Source organism: Methanococcus voltae (assembly GCF_017875395.1).
Taxonomy (GTDB): Archaea; AGJL01; Methanococci; order Methanococcales; family Methanococcaceae; genus Methanococcus; species Methanococcus voltae_C.
Map to the genome: position 1 here is coordinate 102,578 of NZ_JAGGMO010000005.1, position 26,642 is coordinate 129,219.

Below are 26,642 nucleotides of genomic sequence, written 5' to 3' on the forward strand. Positions count from 1 at the left end.
ATAAAGTAAAGTCTAGATAGTAGTTAATTACTTAATTAATTACTTAATTAATTGAGATGTGTTATTTTATTACGTATTATTTTATTATCTATTGTATTATTAATTCACTTTATTTTATTAATTCACTTTCAAAATCACAATTTCTAAGTTTTTGAATAATATTATTTAATTCTGGGCTAATTGTAATCTTTACATCCTTTTTTTGAGGGAAACCAAATGCTAATTTTTCAAAAAAGCATGCTGTTTCTGGTATCCTTGTAGGGGCGTGGTGTGCACATATTTTTGATATTCTTGCAGATAGTAAATCGTTTAAGTGATCAATACAGGCAATAGTTGCCATATCTTGACTAGATATTAATGAAGCTCCGGAACTTTCAGATTTTAAGAAGGCTATACCCACCAATATTTCTTCGAGATTTATGTATGATAAATCAGGATTTCTCCTTTGATCCTTAAGTATGTCAAATAAAGAGATTGCCAAATCTTGGATACTTGACCAGGGTAAGTCAAAATTTATTTTTTTGGTCATTACATCCTCTTTTGTAATTTGCCAGAGTGGAACTTTCTGTTCGCCATTGTAAACTTCGTATTCGGTACATTTTAAAAATAGTAATGAATAAGCATCCAAAATATCATCCTCAAATCCTGTGACTCAATTATATTGTAAATTAAATATTGGTAAAAATAATATATAAAGATTATATACTAAAATTAATTGCGATAATCGTAGGATTTAAATATCTAATTAAGTTATTATAATATGTTATATTCTTAATAATGAAAATAACAACAAAAATGAAATTAATAATAGTTAAATTAACTAATTAAATAAATTAGATAGATTAGTTAATGCAGCTAACTTAGTTAAATAAATAAATTAATCATGAGGAAAATTATGCCGAATTTAGAAAGATTATCAGAAAGAACCCAAAAAATAATTAAAGATGAAAGTGAAAATATAATTCATACTTACGGACGATTACCTATTGTAATTACAAAAGGAGAAGGTATGAAAGTTTATGACGTTGATGGTAATGAATACCTTGACTTTTTGGCAGGTATTGCAGTTAATAATATGGGGCATTGCCATCCTGAGATTGTGGAAGCTTTAAAATCTCAAATCGACAATTTGATGCACATTTCAAACATTTACTACAATATCCCACAAGTTGAACTAGGTAAAAAACTTGTTGGATTAAGCGGATTGGGTAAGGCTTTCTTTTGCAACAGTGGTGCAGAAGCAAACGAAGCTGCGATAAAGCTTGCTCGTAGATATGGTAAGCACATCAGTAGTAAAAAAGGTTTCATTAAAAGCGGGGAAGTTATTTCTATGGAACATTCATTCCATGGTAGAACTTTAACAACAATTACAGCTACCCCTAAACCAAAATACCAAGAAGGATTCGAACCATTACCAACAGGTTTTAGATATGCTCCTTTTAATGATATAGAAGCACTCAAAGAAATGGTTTCAGAACATACATCCGCCATAATCATCGAACCAGTTCAAGGGGAAGGTGGCGTTTACCCAGTTGATAAAGAATACTTAAAAGAAGTTAGAAAAATTTGCGATGAACTCGACATTATATTGATATTTGATGAAGTTCAGTGCGGTATGGGAAGAACTGGAAAAATGTTTGCATATGAACACTACGGGATAATACCTGACATTGTGACACTTGCCAAAGCACTTGGAAATGGTTTCCCAATTGGCGCCATTGTTGCTAAAAATGAAGTTGCAGAAGCTTTCCAACCTGGAAGTCACGGTACTACATTTGGGGGCAACCCGATAGCTTGTGCTACATCTTTAAAAACATTGGAATTACTACAAAATCAACTAGAATATGCTTCAGAGATTGGAGAATACTTCAAAGGTAGATTAAATGAGTTAAAAGACAAGTACGAGTTCATCACAGAAGTTAGAGGACTTGGACTTATGTTGGGTATCCAATTAACATTTAATGGCTCAGACCTCGTACTTAAAATGCTTGAAAAAGGATACTTAATAAACTGTACCTCAGATACCGTTTTAAGGTTCGTACCACCTTTGATAGTTGAAAAAGAGCATATAGATAGCTTAATAAATGCTTTGGATGAAATATTTTCAAAAATAGAATAAATAGAATAAATAGAATAATTGTATAATAACTGAATATAATAATATCATACAATGAATTAATATAATAAAATGTAAAAAATATGTAAAAATAAATTAATTTTTTATTTTTTTATTTTAATTTTTATTTTAATTTTTATTTTTAGCTTTAGTTTTTAATTAATCTTGAATACCTTTTTCAGTAATTCTAAAGATTGCCTCTGCGTCTGGCAAGTGTGGTGAGTCGTATAATTTAGCAACTCTCTTGTCGCCTTTTCCTTTTCTAACAAAGAATCTGAAAGTAGCTGCGTGACCTACAATGTGACCACCGATAGCTTGTTCCGCCATACCAAAGAATGCGTCCGGTTTTGCTGAAACCTGGTTTGTAACAAGTACGACACAGTTAAAAAGGTCTGCTAACTTGTTTAATGTAGCCATGTGCCTACCTAATTTCTGTTGTCTTTCAGCTAATTTTCCCCTACCGGTGTATTCATTTCTGAAAGTACTGGTTAAAGAGTCGATTACAACCAATTTAATGTTGTTTCCTTCTTGTATAAGGTCCTCTATCTTTTCAGCGAATAACATTTGCATATCGGAGTTATAAGCTCTTGCAACGAATGTATTGTCTAAAACTGTTTGACCATCAATTCCTGCATGTTCTGCCATTTGCATGATTCTTTCAGGTCTGAATGTACCTTCTGTATCGATGTAAACAGCTTTTGGTTGTGCTAATTCGTCTTCAGATACTGATCCTTCATCGTAGAATAAAAATTCTGGGTTTTGTAAGTTTACACAACTTTGGTGCATAATCTGGGTTTTACCACTTCCGAAAACACCTGCGAATTCAGTTACTGATTGGCTTTCTAATCCGCCACCCAATACACTATCTAATTCACTGCTACTTGTTGATAACTTCCATACTGTACTTCTTTGTTTCAATAAGTCAATACCACTTTTAAAACCCAAATCACATAAATCTCTTGCACCCATAATCATTTTAGCGGCTGCTTTTTCACTTATGCCTTCAATGTCGGTTAACTCCCCTACTGTTGCAGTAGCTATTTTCATAAAGTCTATGTAACCAGCTTCTACTAATTTTTCAGCGGTTGAAGGACCTACTCCTGGCAAATCAGTTAAATTATCACTCATAAACTCACCTTTATTTTAACTTGTAATATATTGATAATTTGTGTATTCATTATATTCAAAGTATTTAATAGGTTTTAAAAATAGAACGATATCCATTAATTATTACCAAAATAAACGTTATTAATAATTATTTTGTTATTTTGTTATTTTATTATCATTAATCGTTTTTAATTAGTAATTGCTCTTTTCGATACACATTAAATTTATTATTTATATTATAGTATATTAACTAGTAATTTTTAATATCACTATTTCGAATGTGTATAATTTTTTTAAATAATATACGGTACAATTAATAAAGATATAGAATATTAATCTCATATATTAAACTCTCGAAGAGAGTTGTTACAGCCGTCCACCCATTGACAACGTAGTTGGCAAGCTATAAATCCCAGGATTTATTCAAAGGCAGTTGGGCAGATATTAGAATACTAATCTCATATATCGATATTGAATTATATATTATTTTGTAATTAATTATAATTGCAAATGGATATAAGTTCACAAAACTGTTTAAATTTATTTAATTTATTTTAGGGTTTACTATGTACTTGTAAATCTAAATTTATTTATTTTTTGTAAATTTATTCAGTTTATAGATAGGTTGTATAGTATATATATTTTATTAATTAAAATAATGGGGCGACTAATAAATATAATCATAAATTGAAAAATTGAAAATAGAATAATTAAGCTAAATTTAAGCTAAATTTAAGTTAAAAATAAAATAAATAATCTAGAGTAAAAATAGTAAAAAGTAAAAAAGTAGGTTGGAATTAATAAAGTAATTCCATAGTTGCCGAATAAATATCTTCACCGCCAGAAACTAACGCGATTATTGCCAAACTTATTATGATAATACCCAAAATCAAAGATGGCAATTCTACAATAAAACCTTGTCTCCAGCTTATGTTGAAATATCTCTTATTAATATATATTGAAACAATGTAGCTAATAAAAATCCCTAAAGGAACGTAGGCGATTATAAGTCCAATAATATATTTAATAAGGGATACTTTAGTTATATTTGCTAAATCAGTGTCTATTTTAGCAAGTTTCACACCCAAATATGTAAGTACAATCTGCAATACCAAACCAATTAAAAATATAATGATTATAAAAACTGCCGAAAGACCTGCAATAATCTCAAAAGTATTCACAATTTCACCAAACAACAATATAATAATGTATATTATATTATAACGACATATTGATTATATCTGCATATCAAACCTATATTGAAATATGCGTCAATAAATTAAATTCAATGACCCAATAAATAATAATTAGTAAATATATAATCTAATAATATCAATTGTACTAATTTTATAATATAATATATCATAAATTATATACTTTTTCATAATATAATATAAAAAAATTAGTTCATCAAGGTTTTTCTAAAAATTAAAAATTAAAAACTTAAAAATTAAAAATTAAAAAATATAATATGTAGAAATTTTAATATGCGAATGCAATAAATGAAAATATCATCATTAGCATGAAAAATAATCCGATTACTAATCCTAATACTAACAATGGTAATTCAATTAATAAACCATTTTTCCAATCAGTGTCAAAGAATGTTTTGTTTATATAAATCGCTACTAAGAAAGCGAGTATAAATCCAAATGGAAGCAAACCTAATATTGTACTAGTCACTGCCTTATATGATGAAACTTTTAAAATTTCAATGAATTCAGAGTCTATTTTAACAATTTTTAAACCGATATATGTGTTTATGAGTTCTAAAATTAATCCAATAATAAAAGCAAAAATTATAATTGCAAAAACTCCTAGTCCTAAAAATCCTAGTCCTAACATTGCATTTGAGTGCATTTTGTTCACCGTGTAAATTTTTTTCGTAAATTTATGAATATATTTTTTTAATTATTTTTTAATTATTTTTTAAGTAGTATCGTACTTATTTTCATAATTATAATTATGTTAGTAGTTGATACTATTAAGCCATTTGCATAATTTTAAAAAAGTATAATTTAATTATTTAATTATTAGTTATTTAGTTATTTAACTATTTAATTAAATAATTATCTAGTTAAAATTTGCAGATATTAATAGTATTGCAAGTAACATGCTGAATATAAATACTATTATTTGTAAAATTATTAACGGTAATTCTATTAATATACCTTTATTCCAGTCTGTATTGAAATAAGTCTTGTTTACAAATATTGATGCGATTAATGCTATAATGCTACCAAATGGTAACAATTTTAAAACTGTAATCAATATTGCTTTGTACAATGAAACTTTTAAAATTTCTTTAAATTCTGATTCTATTTTAGCAAGTTTTAAACCGATATATGTGCTTATAACTTCCAATACGAAAATTACAATTATAGCTATTAAAGGCACCATAAGACCGAGTGTCAATATTTTAGTAAACATTATTTCACCGTGTAAATTTTTGTTGCGTATTTTGTTGCGTAAATTGCATATGAATAGTAAAATTGATTATAAATTTATTTATGCAATTATAAATTAGATATAATATAATAAAATTATACAAAATAATATATATAATTGTCTGAAATAACGGATATTAAAACAATTTGTATAAAACGATTAAAAAACAGTTCAAAAACATAAATAAGGCGATAATTTGATCAAAGATGAAGAATTTATTAGAAATGACGGCGTACCGATAACAAAAGAAGAAATCAGAGCTTTGAGCTTATCAAAGCTAAATTTAACACATGATGATGTGGTAATAGACATAGGATGCGGTAGTGGAGGAATGACTGTAGAAATGGCTAAGATAGCTAAAAAAGCTTACGCAATTGACAGTAGTGAAGATGCAGTTAATACGGCAAAAGCAAACTTGGAAAAATTTAATGTTACAAACTGCGAACTAATATCTGGAGATGCAAAAGAAGAATTGGAAAAAGTATTAAAAGAATTAAAAGAATCGAATGAATTAAACCAATTGCTTTCAGAAAATTTAAAGATATTTATTGGCGGTACCCAAAATATTGAGGAGATTTTGAAAATAGCTAATGAATACGGCGTAAAAACAATTGTTTCAAATACCATTGTAGTAAATACTGGTTTAACAATTGCTGAAATTTTAGAAAACTATGGTTATGAGATTGATTTGATAACTATGAATGTTTCCTACGGTAGAAAGATAAAATCAGGATATATGATGATTGCAAGAAACCCAATTACCATTGTAACTGCTAAAAAGTAAAATATTGAAAAATATTAAAAAATTATAAGGGGTAAATAATTAAATTATTATTATTATTATTATATTTTTATTATATTTCCATATTATTTTTATTATATTGCCATTAATATATTATTAGACTAATGTATCATTATTAGATTAGTGCTAGTGATTATTTATTAATCATATTTACCTACAAGAGCTATTTTATAGCCCGTAGATTGAACAACCTTTAATAAGGTATCTATTCTAGGTTTGTATTCTTTATCGGACTTAAGACGATGAGCAATTGAAAAAGATATACCATTTTCCTTAGATAAACAATAAGTAGATTTATCTTTTAAAATTTCACCGAATTCCTCCTTAAAACCTTGAAAATCATCTATCACAAATATTTCGCATATTTCAGAATAGATTTCTGAATTTATGGACTTATTTGATTTTAAGAGATTATTTTTTGTATTTTTTAATTCATCACATTCTTTTTTATTTTTTATGATATTATTTTGCTTATTTTTATTTTTCGTGAGATTTTTAATGATATACACCCCCTGAGAGAAATTAATGAGTGTATTTTAAGTATATTTAGTATATTTGATATATTTCAATTTATTTATGGGATAAATAGGCATTTGAATTCAGTAAAAGCCTCATATATATTAAATTCCGAAGACTCTTTATAGTTTTCTATATATAATATCATAAAGAAATATAATTGAATAAATTAGTAATCAATAACGTAACAAAGTGATATTTTTGAGTCATGTGTGTTCAATATGTAAGGGTAGGAAGAATTTATGTGGTAGAAGTAAATGTTTAATTCTTCAAAAATTCAGAATTTCCAAAAAATTCAAAGGATTGATAGAAAAAAAAGAATTCTTTGGAGCTTCACCACCTAGTTTGTTCGTTGGTGAGTATGGATACCCAAAAGTACGTATAGGCCCCATGTTGCCTACCTTTGGAGATGTTGAACAAGCTAACGAATTATTAAATGAAACAGTTAATGAAACAGTCAATAAAAACACGGAATTTGATATTGGTAAACTTGAAAATCCTAAAAACTGGACAAATAGCTCTATTGAAGAAATTATGCACTATAGGTCAATGTTAGTTATGGGGGAAACTAAATCAAATGTTAAAGTCGAAAATAATTATAGAGATGCTAATTTACCAACGTCTACCAGATATATTGAGAATATACAAGAAATTGCTATGTCAATAAAACCCGTAGATAGTGAGATGAAATTACTTAAAAATCCAAAAATGGTTTTGGGTATGAACTCCTACACATCACCTATGGGTGCAAAAGAAAATCTTTTAAAATTTGATATTGCAGAAAACCCTAAAATTCCAAAAAAGACTGATAGCGTAGTAAATGATGAAATAAAATCATTAGAAGGCGTTATGAGTCTTTATAATTCAGGATTTGATGAATACTACATAATAAAACTTTTATCTACGGGGCTAATGGGGATAGATAAAAGAATTGTACCCACAAAATGGAGTATAACCGCTGTTCAAGATATGATTGGCAAAGAAATACGGAAAGAAGTTATAGGTTACAACGTAGTTAATAATTACGAATTGTATCACGCTACTTTATTGGGTAATCGGTATTTTATATTATTAATGCCTGATTTATACGCCTTTGAGGCCATGGAAGTATGGTTAAAAGGTTCTTTGTATGGTAGAGTAGCAGAATATCACGTTCTCGGAGATTACGAAGGTATTAAAGGCTTAAAAGGCTATGTAAAAGAAACTGCGGGCGCGTTCCATGCTTCGCGATTGAGTATTATGGAGCATCTTCAAAAAAGAAAAAAACAGGCTAAAATCGTTGTAATACGTGAAATTACGCCTGATTATTATGCGCCTGTTGGAGTTTGGCAAATCCGTCAAGGGGTTAAACTTGCAATGGATACTAAAAAAATTGGCGAGTTTGATACATTAAAATCGGCAATTTCTGGTTTAGAACAGCATTTGATAGTTCCTGTTGAAAAATACGTTGAAAAAAGTAAAATATTAAAAATAACTAATAGACAAACTTTATTGGAGCAATATTTCTAATTATTTAATTTTTATTTTTAATTCCAAGATATAATTTCTAATTTAATATATTAGTTTCTAATTTTAATATCTCCAATATTTTATGAAACTTCCTTTATCTTTGACATTTAAAATTAATTTGCAACCTTCAGTCCATTCGTTTGATTCAGTTCTTATAAAAACAATGTCATCAAACACGTTTTCTATTTCAGATTTTTCGATGTCCACGATTTCTCCGGCATCGACCCAAGATCCTGAGATTTTTGCAAGGCTTTTTTTATCGAGCAAGCTTTCGGCGTCTATCTTTGTTAAATCGCTCAATCTATCAATTTTTTGAATTCTTTTTACCTTCATGTTACCCACCATATATTATGTTATATATGCACAATTAACATTACTAAACTATTTTAAATTTAAAGTATTAAAAGTTACTCATTTTAATCGAGGATAATAGTACTTTTATAGAATATATAAAAAATAAAAATAATATAATACTGAAATATTAAAAATACTAAAATATTAAAATAAAACGTAAAAAAAGTATAATGGAATTTAAAATTCTCTTTCAACGGATAATTTTTCTTCATTTTCAGAGAATAATTTATTTACCATCCAATCGACATCAAATTCTTGTAAATCGGAATATCTTTGACCTACACCCATATATAATATAGGTTTTCCTATAGAATGAGCAATTGATAAAGCCGCCCCACCTTTTGCATCTGCGTCTGTTTTGGTTAAAATTGCTCCGTCGATAGTAACTGCATTGTTAAATTCTTCTGCCTGAGTTATTGCATCGTTACCTGCTAATGAATCGCCCACAAATACGACTAAATCTGGTTTTGTTACTCTAACAACTTTTTTGATTTCCGACATTAAATTTATGTTGGTTGTTTGCCTGCCTGCGGTATCTGCAAGTACTACGTCAACTTTTTTAGCTTTTGCGTGCTGTATTGCATCAAAAATAACTGCTGCACTGTCTGCGCCTTTTTGATGTTTTATAACCTTAACTTCAAGATTGTTTGCGTGCTCTTCGAGTTGGTCTATTGCCCCAGCTCTAAAAGTGTCCCCTGCTGCCATTACTACGCTATGACCGTTTTCTTTTAATTTATAAGCTAATTTGGATATTGAGGTAGTTTTTCCAGTCCCATTTATTCCTAAAAATATGATTACGGCAGGTTCGCCTTCTTTATTTTTATTTTGGATTAATTGCTCAATATCAATTTTTTCCTGTGCCAATATATTTCTAATTGAGCTCTTAAGTGCATTTTCAATGATTTCTTCAGGTTTGTCATCACTTGTAATTTTTAAGCCAATTAATCTTTCTTTTAAAGATTCGATTATACTTTCAACAGTGTCGTATGCTACGTCTGCTTCCAATAGTTCTAACTCTAATTCTTCCAATATTTCCTCAATATCGTCTTCAGTAAGGACTACTTCTTTACTTAAAACTTTTTTAATGCTTTTTGTAATTTTAAATTTATCTAAAAACCCTACTTTTGTTTTTTCAAATTTTCCTAAAACGTTTTCATCACTTACATCTATTTTGGAATTTTCATCTAATTCAGTTACTTCGGTTACTTCGGTTTTAATTTGATTTATTTCGTTTTTGGTTTCTTCGTTTATTTCTTCATCGATTTGTTTTTCGTTGATGACTGGTTTAACTTCTTCATCTACAGCTTCGCCTTTTTTGTAGATTTTGTTGGACAATTTATTCATGGTGTTTGTTAATTTTGACTTAAGGCTTCCAAACATTTATTTCACCAAATTTTAATCGATTTATTAATTTATTAATTTATTAAAAATTTATTAATTTATCGATATTTGTTGTTTGTTGTTACGATAATGTTACACACTAATTATTATATATTACTTTGTTATTCACTACCTTATTATTCACTAGTTTGCTATTCCAAATTGTATATAATATACTTGCGTACATATTTTTATATACTCGATTTCTATATATTAGAGAGTTATAGATATAAAATAAATTATTATCATAATCATTATTGTTATCACTAATAATTAGGGTAATTCATCAATTTTATCAATAATTATTTTAATTTTATTAAAAAGGAATTATTAATTATTAACTATTAATATTAATCAGGATTATAACGGTGATTATAATGCTTAGCGCAATTTTAGTACCATACGGTATTTTTGTAATTAAAAAAGACGAAAGCGAAACAGATGAAACACAAAGTATTGAGAATCTTACTAAAAACATTGTTTACTTTAAAAAATTTGATGAAGAAGACATTCCATCAATTATGTATGAATTAAGGCAAGATGCTAACGAAAAAAAGGCAGAATTAAAACAAGCTTTAATCGAAGAAATTACAGAACTTAAAAATAAAGAAGCTGAAGAAAGCGAAGAAAGCGAAGAAGCTGAAGGAATAGAACCTATCGACATTGCTGTTGAAGAATTAGAAACCATTAGCTTTGAAGCTTCAAAAATTAGACCTGAAAACGACGCTATGAGAAGTGTTATGTATGAATTAGGTTTAGAATACGGCGTATTCGAAGATTTGGAAGACGATTTCTTAAATAAAATGAATGAATGGACCGTTCAATATACTAAAATGATGATGAAAAGAAGTTCACAGGCAAAAGATAAATTAATCGTGCAAACCGTTAACGCTTTGGACAACCTTGATGAGACCTTAAACTTATTTTCAGAAAGATTAAGAGAATGGTACTCATTGTACTTCCCAGAAATGGACAATATTGTTAAAAAACAAGACGCGTACGTACAATTAGTTTCAGAATACGGATTCAGAGAAAATTACACCAGAACTAGATTAAAAGAAGAGATGCCTCAAAACTTAGCAAGAACTTTATCCTTAGCAGCTAAAAAATCTATGGGTGCTGAAATCTCGGAAGTAGATTTACAGATTATAAAAAGCCTTGCTAATGAAATACACAATTTATACAAGTACAGAGAAGAATTACAGGCTTACTTAGAAGTTTCCATGACTGAAGTTGCGCCTAACTTGACAAAAATTGCAGGACCTTCAATCGGTGCAAGACTTATAAGCCTTGCAGGCGGTATGGACAGACTTTCAATATTACCGGGTTCAACGATACAAGTTATCGGTGCTGAAAAAGCTTTATTTGCACACTTAAGAGAAAGAGCAGACTCTCCAAAACACGGTATTATATTCCAACACCCTTACATACAAGGTGCTACAGGTTGGACACGTGGTAAAATATCAAGAGCAATTGCTTGTAAAATGTCCATTGCAATTAAAGCAGATATGAGCGGAAATTACATTGCAGACACCTTATCAGAACAAATCGACAAAAAAGTAGCAGATATTAAAGTTAAATTCCCAAAACCACCAGTTAAAAAGAAATCCAAAAGACCACAAGGTAAAGGAAGACCAAGTAGACCTGGAAAACCAGGTGCAGGAAAACCTCAAAGAAGAGACGGTAGAAACGACGACAGAAGAAGGGACGATAAAAAAAGAGATGGTAGAAGAGATAGTAGGGTAGACGGTAGAAGAGACGATAGGGATAGTAGAGATAATAGGGGAAAAGACAATAAAGGCAGAAGAGACGGTAGAAACGACGACAGAAGAAACGAGAAAAGTAGTAAACCTACTAGAGATGGAAAAAGTAGAGATAGTAAACCTAACAACGCAAACAAAGGCGGTAAAGCAGGTAAAGGCGAAAAACGTAAAGTTGAAAGAGTTGTTATTGGAAAAACGTCTTCAAAAATTAACAAATAATAAAAATAATAATAAAAATAAAACTTAAACGTTAAAGAAAAGCTAAAAAATATTAAATTAATAAATACAAATAATTTTATTAATTTTTAAATGATTTAATCGGTGGTCATATGGCAAAAGTTAAAGAAAAGTTCGATAATGTATTTGAATTAGATTTAGGCGATGGAATTGAAAGAATTGGTACAAAATCATTAGTTCCAAACAAAAGAGTATACGGCGAAAAATTAGTTAACGTTAAAAATACAGAGTACAGAGTATGGAACCCTAACAAAAGTAAGTTGGGAGCATCTATCATTAACGGATTAAAGGAAATGCCAATTAAAAAAGGCAGTAAAGTCTTATACTTGGGAGCTTCTGCAGGTACTACTCCGTCACACGTTGCAGATATTGCTGAAGATTCTCCAGTTTACGCTGTTGAGTTTGCACCAAGAATTATGAGAGAGTTCATTGAAAGCTGTGAAGGTAGGAAAAACTTATTCCCTATTTTAGGCGATGCAAACAAACCAGATGAATATGCGAACATCGTGGAAAAAGTAGACGTTATATTCGAAGACGTTGCACAACCAAACCAAGCTGAAATATTGATAAAAAATGCCAAATGGTTTTTGAAAGAAGGCGGATATGGTATGATATCAATTAAAGCAAGAAGTGTCGATGTTACAGAAAACCCTAGAGTAATATTTGAAGCTCAAAAAGAAATCATGGAACAAAACGGTTTCAAAATCGTAGATGCTATAAATATTGAACCATTTGAAAAAGACCACATGTTATTTGTTGGAATTTGGAATGGACAATAACTTAAATTATAATTAAATATACTTAATTTTATTTTTAGTTTTATTATTAGATTTATTATTAGATTTATTATTAGTTTTAAGTACAATAATTTTAAAATAGTATTTTCTTTTTATTTCTTATTTTATTTCTTATTTTTCATATGAATAAGTAGGATTCAGTATAGGTGTAATCATCATAAGTCAGATAACCCTCTTTTCATCACAATCCTAATCAAATCTTATTTAAACCTAGTATTATATAATATTATCCATTAGAATTAAATAATCGGATAATTTCGATGTAGTCATCGTATGATTATTATAAAACTATGTAGGGATAGATATGAAAAATACGAATAATAAGGACAATAATTCGAATAAAAATGGTAAAAATATTCCTAAATCGGATAAAATAAGTCGTATGGATAGGTACAATAATTTAGATAATGATATTAAAGATACTGTAACGTTAAGAGACGCTTACTCCTGGGATGAAGAAAAAGGATTAAAAAACAAGCAAGATATTGTAGTAGTTGAACAAATTTGTGAATTTTATAAAAATGAGGAATATAAAGGTAAAGTTTTAGCATCGCCAAATGGATTAAAGGAATTATTGGTTGGACATATTATAAGTGAAGGTAATTTTAAAAAAGATGAAAAAATTAAGGAAATTAAAATAATTGAAGAAAGTGATGAAATAGAAGGTTTAAAAAATAGAAAAATAATTAAATTAAAACTATATACTGAAAGTAATGATTTAAACGAAATTAAAACAGGAAATGATTTAAATTTAAAATTAAGTACCATTAAGAAGATTATGGTACAAATGCCTACGATGTCTAACATTTGGGAGTTAACCGGAGGCGTGCATTGGGCAGGATTATTTGATATGGAAGGGAATAAACTTACATACTACGAAGATATTGGACGACATAACGCGATTGACAAAGTTATCGGATATGCGAAAATAAACGGTTTGGACATCTCAAATTGTATAATCGTTTCGAGTGGTAGGCAACCTACTGCAATGGTAAAAAAAGCCGTAAATGCGGGCTGTAGTGTTATTATTACAAAGTCACCATCTACGAATCACGGGATAGACCTTGCAAATAAAGAAAAAATAATATTATTGGGTTTTGCTAGAATTAATCGATTTATGATATACAGCGGTTTAGAATATATAAATTTTGAAGAATAAAAATAATAAAATACCAAAAATATGGAATTATCTTTTATTTTTTTATTAATCTTATTTCTTATTTTTTATATCAATTTATGTTTTATGTTTTATGTTTTATTTATTTTTAGTATTATTTTTAGTATTATTATTATTATTATTATTATTTCTTAGTTCTACCTTAAACTTATTTTCTCATTATTTTTCGAGTTACTTTTTAATTTAGACTTTTGAACTAATCTATATAGAGCATAATTTGACAAATCATAAGTATTAGCCAATTCTTGAATTGTATGTTTAAATATTACGCTATTACTACCATATTGTAACAAATATTTTTCTAAAAATGAAACATTGGAATAGGTTACTTCAGGATATTTCTTGGTAATCTCATAAATTGCGTTTAAAGCAGCATTACGAATTATGGTACTCCTAGAACAGGATAATTCCAATAACCGATCCATGTTTTTAACTACTTCATCCTTTCCAGAATTTTGAATACTTGAAATCTTACATATTAAATCCATAGGGTTTATTTCATCGAAATCTCCATTTATCATGTTTAAATCGACTTTTTTAGACATTATTTTCTCTTTATTAACCATACGATTTAATTTTTCTTTGTTGATTTCCACGTTACTTGCTTCTGGGTTAATATCGTGAATATATTCGGAAATTTCCTTTAGCTTTGTAACGAGTGTGGATTGAGACTCTTTATCGATTATCTTTTTAAATCTTTCACGTAAAACTTCGTGACCATTCTCTACTTTTTGTCCTTTAAATGACCCATATGCTTTAACTATCTCATTGGTGTATTCTCGAATCTCTAAATCAATCGTACCTTTATGTAGTGCCAATACGGATGATTCAAATTCAGAATAAGCTTCTGAAAAACTTTTTAAGAATATTTTTACACAAATTAATGTGGTAAGTACAACGTGTCTTTCAGGATCTGCCAATAATCTTTTCATAGGCTGGACTAAGGCATTATAATTAAAAGATTTTTCTTTAATTGCTACCTTTGTGAGTACATGCAATGAATTAGCCCTAATTTTAGGATTTTTTGACTTTAACATCGCATATAATTCGCCGTGTAACTCCTCATCTAACCGTGCTTGATTTAGTGCTTCTGCAATAAGACCATCTTCAACCAAGGTCCTAAATTTCCTATTTTTTGAAAATATATTTTCAAGTATCATTAAACCACCGTATCCCAAGTCTATTGGGAACATTAACCTTTGGGTTAAACTACTGCCCCATAATCTAGTACTTATTATTTCGTTAACTAATTAATAAGATTAACTCTTTAATTCTAATAATTAAGTTATTCGATTGATTGATAATGTGTTGGTAATAAATTGTTAATAATAAATTGGTAGTATATTAATAATAGTTTTAATAATAGTTTTAATAATAATTTTAGTATTATAATTATTATTTTTAATCATATTATGTATTATTCAAATTCAGAACTGTTTGTTGGAGTTACCGAGTATTTTAAATCGCTTTTTCTCCTCATTAAATCCATGAATGAGATACTATGTAGTGGGTTTTTACTTGAAGTTAATATTTTTAAATCTGCCGTACATAAATCTACGGATTCTAATTCAGTTTTTAAAGGAATTGCACCATATTCTAATAAATTTTGCAATAATTCTTCTTGTATATCTACACAATCATGTAAATTTCCAGAGATTTTAAGTAAATATGCGTTAAATACTAGATCTATGCAATCTAAGATAATTAAGCCGGCATTTTGTAACTGTTGGCACAAAAACGTATAATCCTCTTGAGTAGCTTTTGTTATGAATTTTACATGGTAATACTTATGGTTTAAAATATTTGTAATTTTTAAATTATAAAATTCAGTTGAATTACTATTTGATAGTATTCTTTTAAAGTTTGAAAATGCTTCAAATTCACATACTGCTTTTGTGGAATAATATTTTTGTACTCCGGGCATGATAAAATCACCGTCACCGTTTTAGTAGTATAGTTTGTAATATAGTTTATAATATAGTTTATAATATAGTTTATAATATTATTTTGTAGTGTAATTTTAGTATAATAATAGTAGAATATGTAGCACACTAATAGGTAGTTAGTATATTAAATATAATCTTGTTTAAACATTCGATAATATGGATTATATGCTTTTAAAGTATATATTATTTATTCTTTAAATCTATGATAAATAAACAAATTACTTATTTAAAACCTTTAAAACTTTTAAAATTTATAAAATAAATAATATGATTAGTAATGGGTAGAAAATAAATATAAATCCGTAATTCACCAAAATATAACATAAATAACATAGGTTTAAATAATTTAAAGGCATATTTAATATAAACAATTGTAAAAATATTGGCTTATAAAAACTTGTTTAAATTTAGTAAAATAAGCTATTGATATTATAATTTTATAGATAACTAATAGGTGAATAGTATGATACCAAAAGGAACCGTTAAAAGAATTATGAAAGATAATACTGATATGTACGTGTCTACAGAATCAGTTGTTGCTTTAGTTGACATTCTTCAAGAAATGATAGTAACCACTACAAAAATTGCCGAAGAGAATGCTGCAAAAGATAAAAGAAAAACCATTAAAGCGAGAGATATTGAAGAATGTGACGCTGAAAGGTTAAAGGAAAAGATATTACAAGTTTCAGAGCGAACTGAAAAAGTTAATATGTTGGCTAACGAGATATTACACGTTATTGCTTCAGAATTAGAGAGATACTAAGTGGATGAAACATAAATATGGACTAAATTGTGGTTAAAAAAGTAAAATACCCAAAATTAAAATAAATAATATTAATAAATTGATTAATTGCATGTTAATAATAAATTAACAAATAATAAATTAATTTTTAAAGCATATAATATAAAATTATATAGTTTAATAATTTTATATTGTATCCCTTATATTAAAACAATATTATTCTATTATATCACTTTCAATCATTTGTTTAAGTTTATTCTAATTTTATTTTGTATTAATTTAATATGTTTTTAATATATTTCAACATTGTTTAATATATTTATTAGATTATTTTCTTGAGTTAATCACTCCATTAAATGTGTCATTAGAATCATCATTTAACTCTAATTGTCCACATTCAACACATTTTTGTTCTAATAAATCAACATCTTGGTAAATACTCAACGCATCTTTTCCCAAATCTGTTATACTGTAATAAACTTTGGGTAAATTTTTTTCAATATCCTCAGACCTTTTAGAAACTAAACCTTTATAGTATAGTTTATTCAAATCTTCGGATAAATTACCCGTATTTATGCCAGTATTTTTTGATATTTCTCTGAAATACAATTCTCTTTCTTGTTCTAAGATATCGAGTATTTTCCTTACATTCTTTCTTGCCAATAGTTTAATCATACATACCAACTTCTTTAAATGTTCTCTCCCGAATGTAAGAATATATATACAACTAAACAGTACACCCAAATTGATTAAATGGAAATACACTCATAAGCATATGCTATATGAATTATATACGACATATGCTATAATTAGTTACCACCCTAAACAATTTAATATGTACATAGTACAAATGTATATATATCAAAAATTGATATATTATTCTCGAGTGTAAACTTACACTCATTACGTGAGATTGATATACTCCCCTTAGGGGGATTTTTTTCTTTTTATTTTTTTAAGATAAAGTTTTATTAATAATTATCTATATGTGATACCACAGTATAAGATTTATTATAATACATATTAATACTAATCTGTTTAAATTTACTGCGATAATAGGACAAATTATAGATTTTATTACTTTTAACGAACGTATTATTTAAATATATTTGACTAATTACGAACCTAGAGGTACTAAATTAATCAAAAAATTAATTGAAATTAATTATCTCAATATAATTTAAGTACTTATTCGTCGTTATTGCAAATATGCACAATATATTCATCTTTCATCTATAATATAATTTACCCCATTTTTGGAGAATTATATAATAAGCTGAAAATTAGATCATGTTATTTAAAATTAAATATATTGACTGAGTAGTCGAGTATATTTAGTTTTTAGTTTAATGTATTGATAAATATTAAAAGAGAAAATATATAAGTCATTCATCAATTCTTTGAGTTCTTTTTACAGTGAATGCAAAGAATGCGGGTAAAACTGCACCCCCCAATATAGCTTCGGTTACCGCTACATCAGGAGCTAATAGGCTACTGAACAAATACGCCAAACCTAAACCGCCTAAACCAGTCAAAACGACGCATTTGATTAAATCTTTTTGTATTAATGCACCAACATAGGACAATAATACTAAAAACATTACAAAGACATCTAAAATATTTATAATTTCTATATTTACCATTTTTTCACGAATTACCATTTTATATTACTTATACATATTTAAGGATACATTGATACATTCTAACATAAATTTATTGATTATCTATTGGTTGTTATTTATTATCGACTATTTATTATAAATTATAGATTTATTTCAATTATTTTGAAATTTCATCGTTATAATTTGCATTTGCAATTGCGTGAGCCGAAAAAGGCGATAATATCAAATAAACAAGTGCTAAAAGTGGTTGGTTAAACATAAACAATATAACGATACAGGAAATATCTACGATTCCTACAATGTGAAGTCTTGCATAAACTATATTTTTACTAATATCACTTTGAGTCCAAAGCTTTATAGATGCAACTAAAATTCCTAAAGAAGCCAATGTTAAAACTAAATTCTGTAAAAAGTCACGTATTAACAGAAAATCAAACATAATAATCTTCACCTAATTTATTATTGCTATTTTATGATGTTATACATAATATCAATATGATATTAAGGGATATTAAGGGATATTAATTTAATTTACTTTAATATTACAATAATTTAATATTGCAATATTCAATATTACAACAGTATATCATTTATGTTATTACAATATACTTCATAGATTTTATATTTATTTAAATATATGATTATTTTAATTTTCTATTTAATCAATATCGTATGTTATATTATATATTTATGATGTTTTCTATTAAATTTTTTGACCATTTTTTAATTAATAGACATGTTATTTTGTTAAATTTACTCAAAGTTACATAAATATAGTTACATATATGCAAATAATTAAATATAATAAATATAATTAATAATTTACGCATATATAGAATTACTACATAAGTAAATAAAAACAATATGGTGATTATGATGATTACGGTTATGAAGTTTGGCGGTACGTCTGTAGGCGACGGTAAGAGAATTAAAAATGTAGCAAAAATAGTATCTGACAGGTTCAAAAGAGGTAATGGTGACAACCACCAAGACCATAACCATATTGTCGTTGTGACCTCAGCAATGACTCAAATTACAAATTCGCTAATAGATATTTCCAAAGAGGCCCTGGATGTTAGGGATATTGCGAGAGTCAATTCGTTCATACAGGATGTACGGGATAGGCATCATCTGGCAATCTTAGAAGCAATTGAAAATCCGGAAATTCAAGAAGAAACAAGAATTGTAATTGAAAATACACTAGAACAATTGGAAAAAGTATTATTGGGAGTAACCTACTTAGGAGAGTTAACCCCAAAATCAAAAGATTTCATACTTTCATTTGGAGAAAGACTCTGTGCACCTATTTTATGTGGTGCTATAAAAGATAATGAAAACAAATCAATATGTCTTACAGGTAGAGAAGCAGGTATTATTACAGATAACAACTTCGGATGTGCAAAAGTAACTGATTTAAGAGTTAAAGGTACAATTACACCTTTATTAGAATTAGGCGTTATCCCTGTTGTTACCGGATTTATTGCAGGTACTAAAGAAGAGGAAATTACTACACTAGGTAGAGGGGGTAGTGACTACTCTGCTGCTCTTGTAGGTGCAGGACTTGAAGCTGACATGGTTGAAATTTGGACCGATGTGAGCGGTGTGTTATCAGCAGATCCAAGGACGGTTAAAAACGTTAAAAAAATACCTAAAATGTCATACTTAGAAGCAATGGAACTCGCTTACTTTGGTGCTAAAGTATTGCACCCTAGAACAGTTGAACCTGTTATGGAAAAAGGAATTCCTTTAAAAATTAAAAATACATTCGAACCTGAAAACGAAGGTACACTTATCAACGGCGATATTGAACCAAGTGACAGACCTATTAAAGCTATAACAACCATTAAAGATGTTATTTTAATTAATATTTTTGGTGGCGGTATGGTAGGCGTAAGTGGCACAGCTGCGAGGATATTTAACGCACTTGGCAGGTCAAACGCAAACGTGATTTTAATCACCCAAGGTTCATCAGAAACCAACATTTCAATTGTTATTTATGATGGAGAGCTTGAAGCAATTAAATGTGTAAGAGAACTTAAAAAAGAATTCGACGGTTGCCATTTAATAAAAGATGTAAGCTTCGATAAAGAAGTTTGCGTTGTTTCAGCAGTTGGTTCCGATATGAAAGGCTCAAAAGGCATTGCAGGCGATTTATTCACTGCAGTAGCTGAAAGTGGTGCAAATATTAAAATGATTGCACAAGGTTCATCAGAAACTAATATATCATTCGTAATTGGTGAAAAAGACCTTGAAAATTGCTTGAAAAAATTACATAAAACATTTATTGAAGATGTAAATTAATAAAATAAATGTTAAATAAACAACAATTATTAATTTTTTTAAGACTATTTCATTCTCTTTTTTATATTTGATTTTAATTAAGTTTGATATTATTTTACTTATGTTTAATCTATGATTAGCATGCCTTTAATTTATTTTATACCCATAATTTTAATTATGAGTGATGTATTAAAAATATTTGATAATAAAATATTTAGAATATGGAAAAATAGAAAAATATATCTATAAAGATAAATATTTAAACTTATGATTTGAAGCGATAGCATGATTTTAGGGATTAATGACGGACATAATTCGAGTATATCATTATTTAACGATGATAAAGGTAATAAATGTAAAATTGAATATGCTATAAGCGAAGAAAGAATTACAAGGGTAAAAAACATTCGAGGATTTCCTAAAAATTCAATAAACAATGTTTTTAAAAATTCTAAATCCGAAACTGATGATGGAAATCGATATCAATATCAACATCCGGAAATTGATTTAATCACTATTGGTGGAAAATTTAGAAAAAATAACCGATTAAATAAATTAAAAGAGTTTTCAAATAGTCAAAACAAGCCTTTATTATATTTTGACCATCATTTATGTCATGCTTCATTATATAAGTTAAATCATGACTTTAAAAAAGGAAAGGAGTACTTAATTATTACCCTTGATGGTGCAGGCGATGGTTTATCCTCTACGGTATCGGTTGCAAAAAACAATAAAATAGATACCATTGCTCAAAGTGATAATATTAACTCTATGGGCGATATTTACGCTTCATTCACTGAATTGTTAGGTTTTAAACCCATGGAGGATGAAGGCAAAGTTATGGGTTTAGCAGGTTATGATTTAGATTCCAAATATAATGAAATCTATGAAAAAACCCTTTCGAACGTTGAAAATAAAATTATCGAATACCATACAAAAACTAAAACATTTACAAATTATTTGGGCGTTATAGGTAATCAATCAACCAAAGAATTAGAAAAATTATTTAAAATGTCCAAATCGTATCCTATTTGTGATTTCAACAGTATTTCTGAAAAAATAGTTCTTTCAAAAATTATTCAGAGAAAATTGGAAGAAACAACCAAATTAATGATTGAAAATTTTGTAAAAGAAACTGGAATTGAAGATATTGTACTTTCAGGAGGCGTTGCTCAAAATGTTAAGTTAAATATGGAAATAAACAATATGGATTGTGTAAATTCGGTTTATGTACCACCTTTTCCATCTGATGAAGGTTTAAGTATTGGTTCTTGTCTATTAGCGTCCTCAGTTAAATCTAAATCGGAAAATATTAAGAATATGACTACATACTTGGGGAACGATATTCATATTTCCAATATTGAGGATTTAGAAATTAAAAATAATACCTTAGTAAATAACTTTAAAGATTTTAAAATTACCTATTTGGAAGAAAATGAAATTCCAAATAGTATTGCTAATTTATTAATAAATAATAAAATAATTTGCATTTGCAGGGGGCGAATGGAATTTGGACCTCGTGCTTTAGGGAATAGAAGCATTATAGCATTGCCAACCCGTGAAAACGCTCAAAAAATTAATAAATTACTCAATAGGTATGAGCACATGCCTTATGCACCAACTGTATTATGGGAACATGCTTCAGATTATGTTAAAAACCCATTCTATAGTCCACATATGGCATTTTTGTTTAAAAGTTACAGATTAGAATCCAATAGTCTCATGAGTGGAGTTATACACCACGATGGCACTAGCCGACCTCAAATGTTAAAAAAAGAGTATAATCCGGCCTATTATGAAATTATCAGGTCATTAGGAGATAATTTTGGGTTAAATTCTCAATCTTGTTATTCAGTGCTAAACACTAGCTTCAATTTGCACGGTGAACCTATCGTTTGTAACGTAGATGACGCTATTCGCTCTTTTGTGGGTGATGCTTTGCTACTGGGTAATGTATTAATTGAAAAGGTAAACGTATAAATTTATAAAATAATTTTAATAAATAATTTTAATAAAATATAACATATATTAAGGGATTTAAAAGTAGGGATATTATGAAAAATTCAAAAAAAGTGGTTGTATTCGATACTACTTTAAGAGATGGCGAACAAACACCATCTATATCGATAACACCGAGTAATAAATTAGAAATAGCAATGGAACTTGACAAATTAGGCGTTAATATTATTGAAGCAGGTAGTCCAATAACTTCAAAAGGCGAGAGAGAAGCAATAAAGCAAATTGTAAATCAAAAGTTAAACGCTGAAATATGTTCATTTGTTAGGTCTTTACCCTTAGATATCGATAAAGCCCTAGAATGTAACGTTGATAGCGTTCATATTGTAATCCCTACTTCTGAAATTCATATGAAATACAAAATGAAGAAATCTAAAGAAGAAATAGTTGAATCAGCTTTGAAATCCATAGAATACGCCAAAGAACACGGTTTAGTTGTGGAACTTTCTGCAGAAGATGCTACTAGAAGTGATCCTGAATTTTTGATTGAATTGTTCAAAAATGCGGAAGAATATAATATAGATAGGGCATGTATTTGCGATACTGTGGGTATCTTAACTCCTGATAAATCAAGTTTGTTGGTTAAAAAAATTGTTGAGAATATCAAAACACCTTTATCCATACATTGTCACAATGATTTCGGTATGGCTACGGCCAATACTGTGGCAGGAATAAACGCAGGTGCAAAAGAGTGCCATGTAACGGTTAACGGACTTGGTGAGCGTGCCGGAAACGCACCCATTGATGAAGTTGTTATGACACTCGATAAGTTATATGACATAAAATCTGATATTGTTCATAGTCAATTATCTAAAACATCTCGTTTAATATCCAAACTGGTAAAAGTGCCAATTCCAGCCAATAAATCTATAGTTGGTGAAAATGCGTTCTCCCATGAAGCAGGCATACACGTTGACGGATTAATTAAAAATACAAGTACTTACGAACCGATATTACCTGAAGAAGTAGGCAATAATAGAAAAATAATTCTTGGAAAACACAGTGGAAAGTCTGCTTTAAAATATAAGCTTAGTTTAATGAATATAGGCTTAAATAATAAAGAATTTAACCAGGTGTATGATAAAGTAAAAGCTTACGGTGATTTGGGGAAGTATATATCCGATATAGATTTAAAAACTATAATCAGCGAAATTAAAGGAGTAAATATTGCTAAAAAAGTTTATTTGGATGAGTTAACCGTTATATCTGGTAATAAAGTTACCCCACTTGCTTCCATTAACTTAAAATTTGCAGAGGATTATAATCCTGGAGGAATTGACTCTTTCGAGTTATCTGATTTATCCAATTCGTTTGATTTAGAAGATTCGACAAATATTCGTAAAAGGGGCGACGATAGAAAGATATCAAAGGATATAAAACTTGATAATATTAGGGAAGCTGCTTATGGGGTCGGTCCTGTCGATGCTGCAATTAATGCTGTTCGTAAGGCGTTAACTGGTGTAGCAGACATTGAACTTGAGGGTTATACTGTTAAAGCAGTTAGTAGCGGTACGGATGCACTTATTGAAGTAATTGTTAACTTAAGACGTGGAAACGAAGTAGTAGAAGTTAAAAAAGCCCATTCTGATATTATTGAAGCTTCTGTTGAAGCACTTATGGATGGAATTAATTTATTACTTTAATCTATTATTATTTTATTATTATTTTATTATTTTATTACTATTTTATTATTATTTTATTATTATTATTGTTATTATTTTTCTTTTCATTATTTTATCAGGTAATTTTCTCAAAATAAAACAACATATTTAAAAATAATCGTAAACATATTTAGATAATAATGTGAATAACTGAAATTATATCTAACAAATTAAAATCAATGAAAAAACTCGTGAAAAAATGTCCAAAATAATCTCTGTTGAAGAATATGCGCTATATATCTACGATAAAAAAGATTTAAAAACCGATAACGTAGATAATACATGTAATTTATTAAATTATGAATTAGACAATTTTGATGAAAATAATTTAAAAATAATTAAATTTAGACCTACTAATTATGATATGGATAACGAAATATGGGAATTATTCAATAAATTATATGAATTAATTGATAATGAAGAAACAGTGTATCTAAAATTATCAAACAAAGATTATTTAATTCCAATTTTAACCATTACAATATTAAGCTATTTAAAAGTTGTTAAAGACATAAAAATTGGATGTATTAGCTATTTGGATAATAAATCGGATTTAAAACCAGTGTTTGATATAACTAGTCTTGATATAATACTTTCCTGGACAAAAGCTATCGATAAATTCGTTCATAATGGTGATTCAAAAGAAATACATGAATTGGCTGAAAAAAGAGGTAATTTAATATCTAAAGCATCGCAAGGTGAAAATAGATACGGTGCCTATTTACGTAGTTTTGGAAATAACATTGAGAGATTTACGGAATATGTTCAAAGTTCACGAGGATATGAGATTGATACGTTCCAATACGATAAATTAAAGTATTATATCGAAGAAGTTAAGAATGGAAGCCCTATGCCACCTATGAAACCACTTTTAGATATGATATTGAATAAAATAGAAGATTTTAGCAGTGAAAATTTATATAATGGGTTAAATGCCGTTAAATGGTGTATTGATAACAATTTAACCCAGCAGGGATACACATTATTGCGAGAAAATATCATAAATATTGTTATTTATCAATTGGACATTGAAAATTTTACAATTGAAGATTTAAAAAATTCAAATGTTAGGGAAGCTGTTGAAGATGCTTTAATTTATAAGTTTATAATTGAACATAATTTGGAAAATAATAGAGATACTGAAGTTTATGAGTTTATTAAAGGCGATTCGGTTTATAAATTAGATGTTAAGGAAATTTCGAAGTTAATTGACTCGGAAATCTGCACTATTTATAAGAATGTTTCAGATTTGCGAAATGATATAAATCACGCAGGATATAAAATAAACCATATACAAAATTCAGAGAAATTTAAAGTTAATTTAGAAGGACATTATATTCAGTTGCTTAATTACATTTATAAAATTCAACGAAATGAATAGGGGATTTTATGGTTAGATTGTTTAGGACAGGTATGGAAAATAAAGATTTAAAAGAGGAGTATTTTAAGAGCAATAAATACTTTAAAGAAATAAAAGAAGATGAAAGAGAAATTGAAAAAGAAGATGTACGGCATATGGCAGTTAACGAGGAAGTAAAAGAATTATTCACCCATATGGTGGAAGAAGACGAGCATGACCGAAAAATGAGGGAAAGGTTAGGTATTAAAAGACCAAGTGAACAGAGTTATATCGAAAGGAATTTCGAATCTTTACTTTGGAGTTCCCGATATATCGTCATTTTAGCAGTTGTTTTTGGAACTATTAGTGCAGTATCATTATTTTTAGCAGGTTCTTACGAAGTAATTCATATAATGATAGAAGTAATGTCAGATAATGTCATAACTATTGATGAACTACATAATGGATTATTAAGTGGCATTATAGGTTCAATTGACCTTTATTTAATCGGTTTGGTTTTGCTAATATTTAGTTTTGGTATTTATGAGCTTTTTGTCTCAAAAATAGATATTGCATGGGAAGATGGTAAAGCTAAGAATATTTTAGAAGTATATAGTTTGGAAGAGCTAAAAAGTAAGATATTAAAAGTTATAATAATGGTTTTAATTGTCAGCTTATTCCAAAAAGTGCTCGTAATGGATATACTTACAACTTTCGACGTATTTTTAATGGCCATTGCCATATTAGTACTATCAATAAGCGCATATTATATTCATAAGTAAAAAGTAAAAAAATTTGAAAAAAAGATAAAATAAAATAAACTAAAAATT

Annotated in this window: 25 protein-coding genes; 12 read left to right on the forward strand and 13 right to left on the reverse strand. The window is 28.2% G+C overall.

Going from position 1 to position 26,642, the window contains the following annotated elements; all coding sequences use genetic code 11:
* Positions 1–109: 109 nt before the first annotated feature.
* Positions 110–628 carry a hypothetical protein gene (locus J2127_RS06380; RefSeq protein ID WP_209732735.1) on the reverse strand — a complete coding sequence of 173 codons (519 nt, stop codon included), beginning with the start codon at positions 626–628 and terminating at the stop codon, positions 110–112.
* Positions 629–895: 267 nt separating this feature from the next.
* On the opposite strand from J2127_RS06380, the gene J2127_RS06385 reads away from it, so the two are divergent.
* A complete protein-coding gene (locus tag J2127_RS06385) occupies positions 896–2,119 on the forward strand; it encodes an acetylornithine transaminase (protein WP_209732736.1) in 1,224 nt (407 codons plus the stop codon).
* Between the two features lie 156 nt (positions 2,120–2,275).
* On the opposite strand, the gene radA is transcribed toward J2127_RS06385, so the two are convergent.
* The 4 genes from radA to J2127_RS06405 all read right to left on the reverse strand — a co-directional run bounded on the left by radA (position 2,276) and on the right by J2127_RS06405 (position 5,653).
* The gene (gene radA / locus J2127_RS06390) at positions 2,276–3,244 is read right to left on the reverse strand and encodes a DNA repair and recombination protein RadA (RefSeq protein WP_209732737.1); all 969 of its coding nucleotides are present in this window, start codon (positions 3,242–3,244) and stop codon (positions 2,276–2,278) included.
* Between the two features lie 776 nt (positions 3,245–4,020).
* Positions 4,021–4,404 carry a hypothetical protein gene (locus tag J2127_RS06395; protein ID WP_209732738.1) on the reverse strand — a complete coding sequence of 128 codons (384 nt, stop codon included), beginning with the start codon at positions 4,402–4,404 and terminating at the stop codon, positions 4,021–4,023.
* Between the two features lie 301 nt (positions 4,405–4,705).
* Positions 4,706–5,083, reverse strand: a complete 378-nt coding sequence (locus J2127_RS06400; RefSeq protein WP_209732739.1) for a hypothetical protein — start codon at positions 5,081–5,083, stop codon at positions 4,706–4,708.
* A gap of 213 nt (positions 5,084–5,296) precedes the next feature.
* On the reverse strand, positions 5,297–5,653 hold the full coding sequence (locus tag J2127_RS06405) for a hypothetical protein (protein WP_209732740.1): 357 nt from the start codon (positions 5,651–5,653) through the stop codon (positions 5,297–5,299).
* Positions 5,654–5,867: 214 nt separating this feature from the next.
* On the opposite strand from J2127_RS06405, the gene cbiT reads away from it, so the two are divergent.
* Complete coding sequence (gene cbiT / locus J2127_RS06410) at positions 5,868–6,455, forward strand: precorrin-6Y C5,15-methyltransferase (decarboxylating) subunit CbiT (RefSeq protein WP_209732741.1); 588 nt, start codon at positions 5,868–5,870, stop codon at positions 6,453–6,455.
* A 158-nt stretch (positions 6,456–6,613) separates the two neighbouring features.
* On the opposite strand, the gene J2127_RS06415 is transcribed toward cbiT, so the two are convergent.
* A complete protein-coding gene (locus J2127_RS06415; protein ID WP_209732742.1) occupies positions 6,614–6,982 on the reverse strand; it encodes a hypothetical protein in 369 nt (122 codons plus the stop codon).
* Positions 6,983–7,199: 217 nt separating this feature from the next.
* Between J2127_RS06415 and J2127_RS06420 the strand changes: the two genes are divergently transcribed.
* The gene (locus J2127_RS06420; protein ID WP_209732794.1) at positions 7,200–8,498 is read left to right on the forward strand and encodes an Nre family DNA repair protein; all 1,299 of its coding nucleotides are present in this window, start codon (positions 7,200–7,202) and stop codon (positions 8,496–8,498) included.
* Between the two features lie 63 nt (positions 8,499–8,561).
* Here the strand turns inward: J2127_RS06420 and J2127_RS06425 are convergent, their stop codons facing one another.
* On the reverse strand, positions 8,562–8,831 hold the full coding sequence (locus J2127_RS06425; protein WP_209732743.1) for a hypothetical protein: 270 nt from the start codon (positions 8,829–8,831) through the stop codon (positions 8,562–8,564).
* Between the two features lie 198 nt (positions 8,832–9,029).
* Positions 9,030–10,232 carry a signal recognition particle-docking protein FtsY gene (ftsY, locus tag J2127_RS06430; protein ID WP_209732744.1) on the reverse strand — a complete coding sequence of 401 codons (1,203 nt, stop codon included), beginning with the start codon at positions 10,230–10,232 and terminating at the stop codon, positions 9,030–9,032.
* Between the two features lie 377 nt (positions 10,233–10,609).
* Here ftsY and J2127_RS06435 point away from each other — a divergent pair, with 377 nt between their 5' ends.
* The 3 genes from J2127_RS06435 to fdhD all read left to right on the forward strand — a co-directional run bounded on the left by J2127_RS06435 (position 10,610) and on the right by fdhD (position 14,188).
* Positions 10,610–12,214, forward strand: coding sequence for a Pre-mRNA processing ribonucleoprotein (locus J2127_RS06435; protein ID WP_209732745.1), 1,605 nt, complete (start codon positions 10,610–10,612; stop codon positions 12,212–12,214).
* A 110-nt stretch (positions 12,215–12,324) separates the two neighbouring features.
* Positions 12,325–13,011: a fibrillarin-like rRNA/tRNA 2'-O-methyltransferase gene (locus J2127_RS06440; protein ID WP_209732746.1), complete on the forward strand. Its 687-nt coding sequence runs from the start codon at positions 12,325–12,327 to the stop codon at positions 13,009–13,011.
* A 322-nt stretch (positions 13,012–13,333) separates the two neighbouring features.
* Positions 13,334–14,188: a formate dehydrogenase accessory sulfurtransferase FdhD gene (gene fdhD / locus J2127_RS06445; RefSeq protein WP_209732747.1), complete on the forward strand. Its 855-nt coding sequence runs from the start codon at positions 13,334–13,336 to the stop codon at positions 14,186–14,188.
* A 155-nt stretch (positions 14,189–14,343) separates the two neighbouring features.
* Here fdhD and J2127_RS06450 read toward each other — a convergent pair whose 3' ends face one another.
* Together J2127_RS06450 and J2127_RS06455 are read right to left on the reverse strand one after the other, a co-directional pair.
* Positions 14,344–15,399, reverse strand: a complete 1,056-nt coding sequence (locus tag J2127_RS06450) for a hypothetical protein (RefSeq protein WP_209732748.1) — start codon at positions 15,397–15,399, stop codon at positions 14,344–14,346.
* Between the two features lie 224 nt (positions 15,400–15,623).
* Positions 15,624–16,130, reverse strand: a complete 507-nt coding sequence (locus J2127_RS06455) for a hypothetical protein (protein WP_209732749.1) — start codon at positions 16,128–16,130, stop codon at positions 15,624–15,626.
* A 485-nt stretch (positions 16,131–16,615) separates the two neighbouring features.
* On the opposite strand from J2127_RS06455, the gene J2127_RS06460 reads away from it, so the two are divergent.
* The gene (locus J2127_RS06460; protein ID WP_209732750.1) at positions 16,616–16,915 is read left to right on the forward strand and encodes a histone family protein; all 300 of its coding nucleotides are present in this window, start codon (positions 16,616–16,618) and stop codon (positions 16,913–16,915) included.
* A 306-nt stretch (positions 16,916–17,221) separates the two neighbouring features.
* Here the strand turns inward: J2127_RS06460 and J2127_RS06465 are convergent, their stop codons facing one another.
* The 3 genes from J2127_RS06465 to J2127_RS06475 form a co-directional block, all read right to left on the reverse strand.
* Complete coding sequence (locus tag J2127_RS06465; RefSeq protein ID WP_209732751.1) at positions 17,222–17,569, reverse strand: winged helix-turn-helix domain-containing protein; 348 nt, start codon at positions 17,567–17,569, stop codon at positions 17,222–17,224.
* A gap of 710 nt (positions 17,570–18,279) precedes the next feature.
* Positions 18,280–18,537, reverse strand: coding sequence for a DUF4040 domain-containing protein (locus J2127_RS06470; protein ID WP_209590581.1), 258 nt, complete (start codon positions 18,535–18,537; stop codon positions 18,280–18,282).
* Positions 18,538–18,673: 136 nt separating this feature from the next.
* Complete coding sequence (locus J2127_RS06475; protein WP_209732752.1) at positions 18,674–18,955, reverse strand: cation:proton antiporter; 282 nt, start codon at positions 18,953–18,955, stop codon at positions 18,674–18,676.
* 437 nt (positions 18,956–19,392) lie between these two features.
* Here J2127_RS06475 and J2127_RS06480 point away from each other — a divergent pair, with 437 nt between their 5' ends.
* The 5 genes from J2127_RS06480 to J2127_RS06500 all read left to right on the forward strand — a co-directional run bounded on the left by J2127_RS06480 (position 19,393) and on the right by J2127_RS06500 (position 26,594).
* Positions 19,393–20,817, forward strand: a complete 1,425-nt coding sequence (locus tag J2127_RS06480; RefSeq protein WP_209732753.1) for an aspartate kinase — start codon at positions 19,393–19,395, stop codon at positions 20,815–20,817.
* A 264-nt stretch (positions 20,818–21,081) separates the two neighbouring features.
* Positions 21,082–22,776 (forward strand): carbamoyltransferase C-terminal domain-containing protein, encoded by a 1,695-nt coding sequence (locus J2127_RS06485; RefSeq protein ID WP_209732754.1) that lies wholly within the window; start codon positions 21,082–21,084, stop codon positions 22,774–22,776.
* 74 nt (positions 22,777–22,850) lie between these two features.
* Positions 22,851–24,455 carry a (R)-citramalate synthase gene (locus J2127_RS06490; protein ID WP_209732755.1) on the forward strand — a complete coding sequence of 535 codons (1,605 nt, stop codon included), beginning with the start codon at positions 22,851–22,853 and terminating at the stop codon, positions 24,453–24,455.
* A gap of 217 nt (positions 24,456–24,672) precedes the next feature.
* Positions 24,673–25,854: a TM1812 family CRISPR-associated protein gene (locus tag J2127_RS06495; protein WP_209732756.1), complete on the forward strand. Its 1,182-nt coding sequence runs from the start codon at positions 24,673–24,675 to the stop codon at positions 25,852–25,854.
* An 8-nt stretch (positions 25,855–25,862) separates the two neighbouring features.
* The gene (locus tag J2127_RS06500; protein ID WP_245326494.1) at positions 25,863–26,594 is read left to right on the forward strand and encodes a YqhA family protein; all 732 of its coding nucleotides are present in this window, start codon (positions 25,863–25,865) and stop codon (positions 26,592–26,594) included.
* Positions 26,595–26,642: the final 48 nt, after the last annotated feature.